The organism is Alphaproteobacteria bacterium, assembly GCA_019695395.1.
Lineage (GTDB): Bacteria > Pseudomonadota > Alphaproteobacteria > JAEUKQ01 > JAIBAD01 > JAIBAD01.
The window spans coordinates 23216-29274 of the sequence record JAIBAD010000022.1 but is presented as its reverse complement, the minus strand read 5'-3'; the positions used below and the strand labels follow the sequence as shown (position 1 = coordinate 29274).

Annotated in this window: 6 protein-coding genes; all 6 read left to right on the top strand. The window is 33.1% G+C overall.

The window, feature by feature from the left end; all coding sequences use genetic code 11:
• Positions 1-798: RIP metalloprotease RseP (rseP, locus tag K1X44_05295; GenBank protein MBX7146707.1), on the top strand; the 798-nt coding region annotated here is incomplete at its 5' end.
• Between the two features lie 20 nt (positions 799-818).
• Positions 819-3086 (top strand): outer membrane protein assembly factor BamA, encoded by a 2268-nt coding sequence (bamA, locus tag K1X44_05290; GenBank protein MBX7146706.1) that lies wholly within the window; start codon positions 819-821, stop codon positions 3084-3086.
• Positions 3087-3121: 35 nt separating this feature from the next.
• Entirely contained in the window at positions 3122-3769 is a 648-nt protein-coding gene (locus tag K1X44_05285) for an OmpH family outer membrane protein (protein ID MBX7146705.1), read from the top strand.
• Between the two features lie 34 nt (positions 3770-3803).
• Positions 3804-4262 carry a 3-hydroxyacyl-ACP dehydratase FabZ gene (gene fabZ, locus K1X44_05280; protein MBX7146704.1) on the top strand — a complete coding sequence of 153 codons (459 nt, stop codon included), beginning with the start codon at positions 3804-3806 and terminating at the stop codon, positions 4260-4262.
• Positions 4263-4274: 12 nt separating this feature from the next.
• Positions 4275-4694, top strand: a complete 420-nt coding sequence (locus K1X44_05275; protein ID MBX7146703.1) for a VOC family protein — start codon at positions 4275-4277, stop codon at positions 4692-4694.
• The gene (gene glmU / locus K1X44_05270; GenBank protein MBX7146702.1) at positions 4691-6058 is read left to right on the top strand and encodes a bifunctional UDP-N-acetylglucosamine diphosphorylase/glucosamine-1-phosphate N-acetyltransferase GlmU; all 1368 of its coding nucleotides are present in this window, start codon (positions 4691-4693) and stop codon (positions 6056-6058) included. The genes K1X44_05275 and glmU overlap by 4 nt, the downstream gene beginning before the upstream one ends.
• Position 6059 lies beyond the last annotated feature (1 nt).

Below are 6059 nucleotides of genomic sequence, written 5' to 3'. Positions count from 1 at the left end.
AAATTATGGCAACGTAGTTTAGTTGTTTTTGGCGGGCCTTTAGCAAATTTTTTATTTAGCATTTGTATTTGGACTTTATTATTTAATTTTTATGGTCAACCTTTTTCTTCAACAACGGTATCTTCAATATTACCAGGTAGTGCAGCAGAACAAGGGGGATTATTAGTTGGTGATAAAATTATTAAAATTAATGGATCAATAACAAAACGATTTGAAGATATTCAGTCCATTGTTCAATTAGGTTTAGATAAAGTGTTAACAATTGATATTGATAGAAATGGCCAATCTTTAACGTTAACAGCCAAACCTAAAATTGTTGAAAAGAAAGATGTGTTTGGCGATATACATTATGTAGGACAATTAGGAATAAGCCCAAGTGGTGAAAGACAACTTGTTCAATATCCATTTTTAGATTCTTTTTTAATTTCAATAAATCAGGTTTATTCTATTAGTTTACAGACTTTAGAATCTACCTATCAGATGATTATTGGTGTTCGTTCCCCTCAAGAACTTACAGGTATTGTTGGTATAGCAAAGATGTCAGGTGAAATTGCTAAAAGTGGATTAATCGATTTATTTAATTTTATGGCTTTATTATCCATAGCGTTGGGTATATTTAATCTTTTTCCTATTCCTCTTTTGGATGGGGGACATCTTATGTTTTATTTTTTTGAAGCTTTACTGGGCCGCCCTTTAAATCCAAAAATTCAAGAATGGGCTTTACGTGTTGGACTTGTATTACTTCTTTCTTTATTCGTGTTTGCTATTGGCAATGATATTAAAAAATTAATAAGTTAAATTTTTAAGTTTTTCATGAAATGAAAAGCATTCTTTATATAATTATTTTTTTATTGATCAATAATTGTTTATTTTATAAACAGGTTTTTGCTCAAAACCCTGTAACTATTGGGAGTGTCAGGATTGAAGGAACGCAGCGTATTGAACCCAATACGGTTCGCTCTTATATGCAGCTGGAACCTGGTCAATCTTATGAAACATCAACAATAGACCAGGCTTTAAAAAATCTTTATGCAACAGGGTTATTTGCAGATGTTAATATTTCCTTAGAAGGTGATATTTTAGTTGTTAAGGTAAAAGAAAATCCCATCATCAATCGTTTAGCCTTTGAAGGAAATAACCATATTGATGATGACACATTGGAAGCAGAGGTACAATTAAAACCACGTGTTGTATATACCCAAACGCGTGTTCAAGCTGATGCGAAGAGAATTCAAGATATTTATCGTCGCAGTGGGCGTTTTGCAGCTACGGTTGATCCAAAAGTTATACAATTGGATCAAAATAGAATTGATCTAGTTTTTGAAATTAATGAAGGTGATAAAACATCTGTTAAACGTATTGATTTTGTTGGTAATAATGTTTTTGGTGATAGTGAATTACGCAAACAAATCATAACACATGAAGCAGCTTGGTATCGTTTTTTAACCACGAATGATACATATGATCCAGATCGGTTAACTGTTGATCGCGAGGTTTTGCGTAATTTTTATTTAAAAAATGGATATGCAGATTTTCGTGTGGTATCGGCTGTGGCTGAATTATCTCCAGAAAAAGATTCATTTTATATTACCTTTACGGTAGAAGAAGGAGAACGTTACCAATTTAATACTGTTGATATCAAAAGCGATATTAAAGAATTAGACCCAAAGTTAGTTGAAGATCAAATATTAACAAAACCTAATACTTGGTATGATGCATCACTTGTGGATAAAACTGTTGCGATACTAACTGAAAGTGTGGGAAATTTAGGATATGCGTTTGCTGAAATTAGACCGCGTATTGAAAAAAATCAAGAAGAACATCAACTAGATCTAGTGTATGAAATTCAAGAAGGGGAACGCGTTTATCTTGAGCGTATTGATATAAATGGAAACGTTAGAACTTTAGATAAAGTTATCCGGCGTGAGTTTAGGTTAGTGGAAGGTGATGCTTTTAATGCATCAAAAATGCGTCGAACAAAACAACGTATTCAGAATTTAGGGTTCTTTTCGAAAGTTGATTTGAAAACAAATCGGGGTAGTACACCTGACAAAACGGTTGTTGAAGTCAATGTTGAAGAACAATCTACTGGGGAACTGAATCTAGGCCTTGGATTTTCAACAGCAGATGGTCCTTTAGCTGATGTGGGTTTACGGGAACGAAATTTTTTAGGTCGTGGTCAAGATTTACGAGCAGATTTTAGTATTTCAGGTAAACGTTCATTAGCTAATTTAAGTTTTACAGATCCTTATTTTTTAGAAGAAGAACTAACTGCTGGTGTTGATATTTTTCGTACAACGACCGAACGTAAGGAAAGCTCTTTTGAAAAAACAACAACGGGTGCGGGAATACGGTTGGGGTATGATATAAGCGAATATTTACGTCACAATATAAAATATACACTTTCTTATGATGAAATTGATAATATTAAGGGAAATGTATCTGAAGCTATTAAACAACAAGAAGGTAAAACATTAAGTTCCGTCATAAGTCAGGATATAATTTTAGATAGGCGTGATAATCGTTTTGATCCTAATGAAGGTTATTTATTTCAATTCAGTAATGATTTTGCAGGGTTAGCAGGAAGTATCCATTATCTTAGAACTGAAATAACAGGTGGGTATTGGGAACCTATTATGGAAGATGTAACTTTAGGATTTTCAGGTAAATTAGGATATATTTTTGGATTAGGAGAAGAAGTTAGAGTGACAGATGCTTTCTTTTTAGGCGGAAATAATTTTCGTGGGTTTAAAACGGCAGGTATAGGACCCAGAGATACAGATACAGATGATGCTTTAGGTGGTAATGTTTCCTTTGTAGGAACTGCAGAATTGTCATTTCCTTTAGGACTTCCTGAAGAGTATCAAATTCGTGGACGTGCTTTTACTGATTTTGGCACTTTGTTTGATAGTGATTTTCATGGTAGTGATGTTGAAGATAGCGCAGCGCCAAGAATTTCTATTGGTGGTGGTCTTACGTGGCGTTCTCCGTTTGGTCCACTTGCCGTAGATTTAGGTCTTCCTATAGTAAAAGAATCTTATGATGTTAAAGAATTATTTCGTTTTAGTTTAGGGACACGTTTTTAATTATTAGTCTTAATCATTTTTATGAAAGGAAAGTTATGTTTTCAAATAAGTCTAAATTTTTTATTGGTGTAATAGTATCGATTTTTTTAAGTTTAATGAACGTAAATGTTTATGCACAACAAACGCCAGTAACCCCGACCCAACCTACACAACAAAATGTACCATCTAATACAAATAATAAATCAACTAATGTATCAATTGCTGTTGTTGATTTTGAAAAAGTTATTATAGGGTCCAAAGCCGCATCGGGTTTAAAAAATGAAATAGATCAAATGACAAAAAACTATCAAACTGAATTGGCAAAACAAGAAGATACGTTAAGAGCAGCTGAACGCAGCATCCAAATGGAACGTGATAAATTAACGCAAGATCAATTCCAAAAGAAAAAAGATGGATTGATGGCACAAGCCAATCAATACCAAACCAGCGCTCAACAAAAAAAGAAGCAATTACAACAAATGAGTGACAATGGTGTAAAAACTATTCGTACAACGATGATTGATATTTTACGTGATCTTGCAAAACAACGCGGTTATACCTTAGTTTTAGATAAACAATTTGTTATTTTATCAGCCGATGGGTTTGATATAACAAATGAAGTTATTAGATTGGTTGATCAAAAATTACCTTCTCTTAAGTCAACTGCTGCACCAGCAACTCCAGCACCGGCAGTAAAACAATAATTATTAAATAAAGGATATTTTAAAAGATAATGATATGACGAACGAACAAAAAAAGATTGATACTTTGGATGTCATGAAGGTCATGCAAATGATACCGCATCGTTATCCTTTTTTGATGATTGATCGTGTTATTAGCTTGATCACAGATGAAAGTGCAATTGGGCTTAAAAATGTAACAATTAACGAAGCATTTTTTCAAGGTCATTTTCCCAAAGATCCAGTGATGCCAGGTGTCTTAATCGTTGAAGCTATGGCACAAACGGCAGCTGTACTTGTTGTTCATACATTGGGATCAAATTCAGAGGGTAAATTGGTTTATTTTATGTCCGTTGATAATGTAAGATTTCGAAAGCCCGTTGTACCAGGCGATCAAATGTCTATACATGTTTTAAAAGATAGAAGCAGAGGGTCAGTTTGGAAATTTAATGGTCAAGCAAAGGTAGATGACAAAGTTGTAGCAGAAGCAACTTTTGCTGCAATGATTCGTGATTAATAAATTTATCCTATGGAAAATCAAATTTCAGATAGAAATTTTAAATTTTTACAAGTTGTTATTCGTGTAAGTAATTTAGAAAACTCGATAAATTTTTATCAGAATATATTGGGTTTCCGTATATTACGTCAATCTGAACATCGTGATGCTAGATTTACTTTAGTTGTTCTGGGTTATGGCCAGGAAGGACATTGTACAACACTTGAATTAATATATAATTGGGATGTTCAAGAGCCTTATAGTTTAGGTACAGTTTTTAGTCACATTGCAATTGGTGTGAACAACCTTTATAGTTTTTGTGACAACCTTGTGGAGCATAAAATAAAAATTACGAGGCCACCTGGACCCACAAAACAAGGGGGCAATAATATTATTGCATTTATTGAAGATCCAGATGGGTATCGTATTGAACTAATTGAAAATAAACCATGACTGATCAGAATTTAACTACACTTATATTGGCTGCTGGTAAAGGTACGCGTATGAAATCATCTTTGCCAAAAGTTTTACATAAATTGGCAAATCTTCCTATGATTAATCATATATTAAATAAGGTGGAAAAACTTGGCTGTACTCAGTCAATTATTGTTATAGCCCCTGATATGGAACAAGTGGCACAAGCGGTAGCACCAATACCTGTTGCTATTCAAGAAAGACAATTAGGCACAGCAAATGCAGTTTTAGCGGTAAAATCGAAACTTCAGAATATTCAAGGAGATTTGCTTATTCTTTATGGTGATACACCTTTAATAGACATAAGTACGTTGAAAAAAATACTTGATTGTCGTAATAGCAATACGGACACACAACAACCTAGTGTTGTTATCGTAGGAATGAAACCACCTCAACCAAATCAATATGGACGTATTATTGTTAATCAACATAATGATGTTGAAGCTATTGTTGAATATTCAGAAGCCAGCCAAGAAATTCGCAATTTAGAGCTTTGTAATTCCGGTATTATATTAGTTGACGGTAAAATAGCTTTTCAGCTTTTGGAAAAAATTGACAATAATAATTCTAAAGGTGAATATTATCTTACAGATATTATAAAAGTTGCAAGACAACACAATTTACGATGTACTGTTGTTGAAGCCGATTATCAAGAATTAATTGGTGTTAATAGCCAAGCAGAACTAGCTCAAGCAGAAAAAATTATTCAACACCAATTAAGAGAAAAAATGTTGAATAAAGGTGTTTCTATGATAGCACCAGAAACAGTATGGCTAAGTTATGATACATCTTTATCTGAAAATACAATTTTAGAACCCCATGTTATTTTTGGTTCAAATGTTTCTATGGGAAAAAACATCATAATAAAAAGTTTTTCTTATCTAGAGGGTGTTACAATAGGTGACAATGTAACTATTGGACCTTTTGCTAGATTAAGACCAGGCAGTGTTATTAAAGATAATGTACATTTAGGAAATTTTGTTGAAATTAAAAACAGTATTGTGGGTCAAGCAAGCAAAGTTAATCATTTAAGTTATATTGGTGATACTGAAATAGACCAAAATGTTAATATTGGGGCTGGTACTATTACATGTAATTATGATGGGTTTTTAAAATATAAAACTTATATAGGACAAGGTTCTTTAATTGGATCAAATACATCTTTGGTTGCCCCTGTTGAGATAGGAAAAAATACAGTTATAGGTGCTGGGAGTGTCATTACACAAAATGTTCCTGATGATACAATAGCTGTAAGTAGGGCAGAGCAAAAAAATAACAAAGATGCAGCAATTAATTGGCGGCGTCATAAACAGGATCAAAAAATATTAAAGGATAAAAAATAAC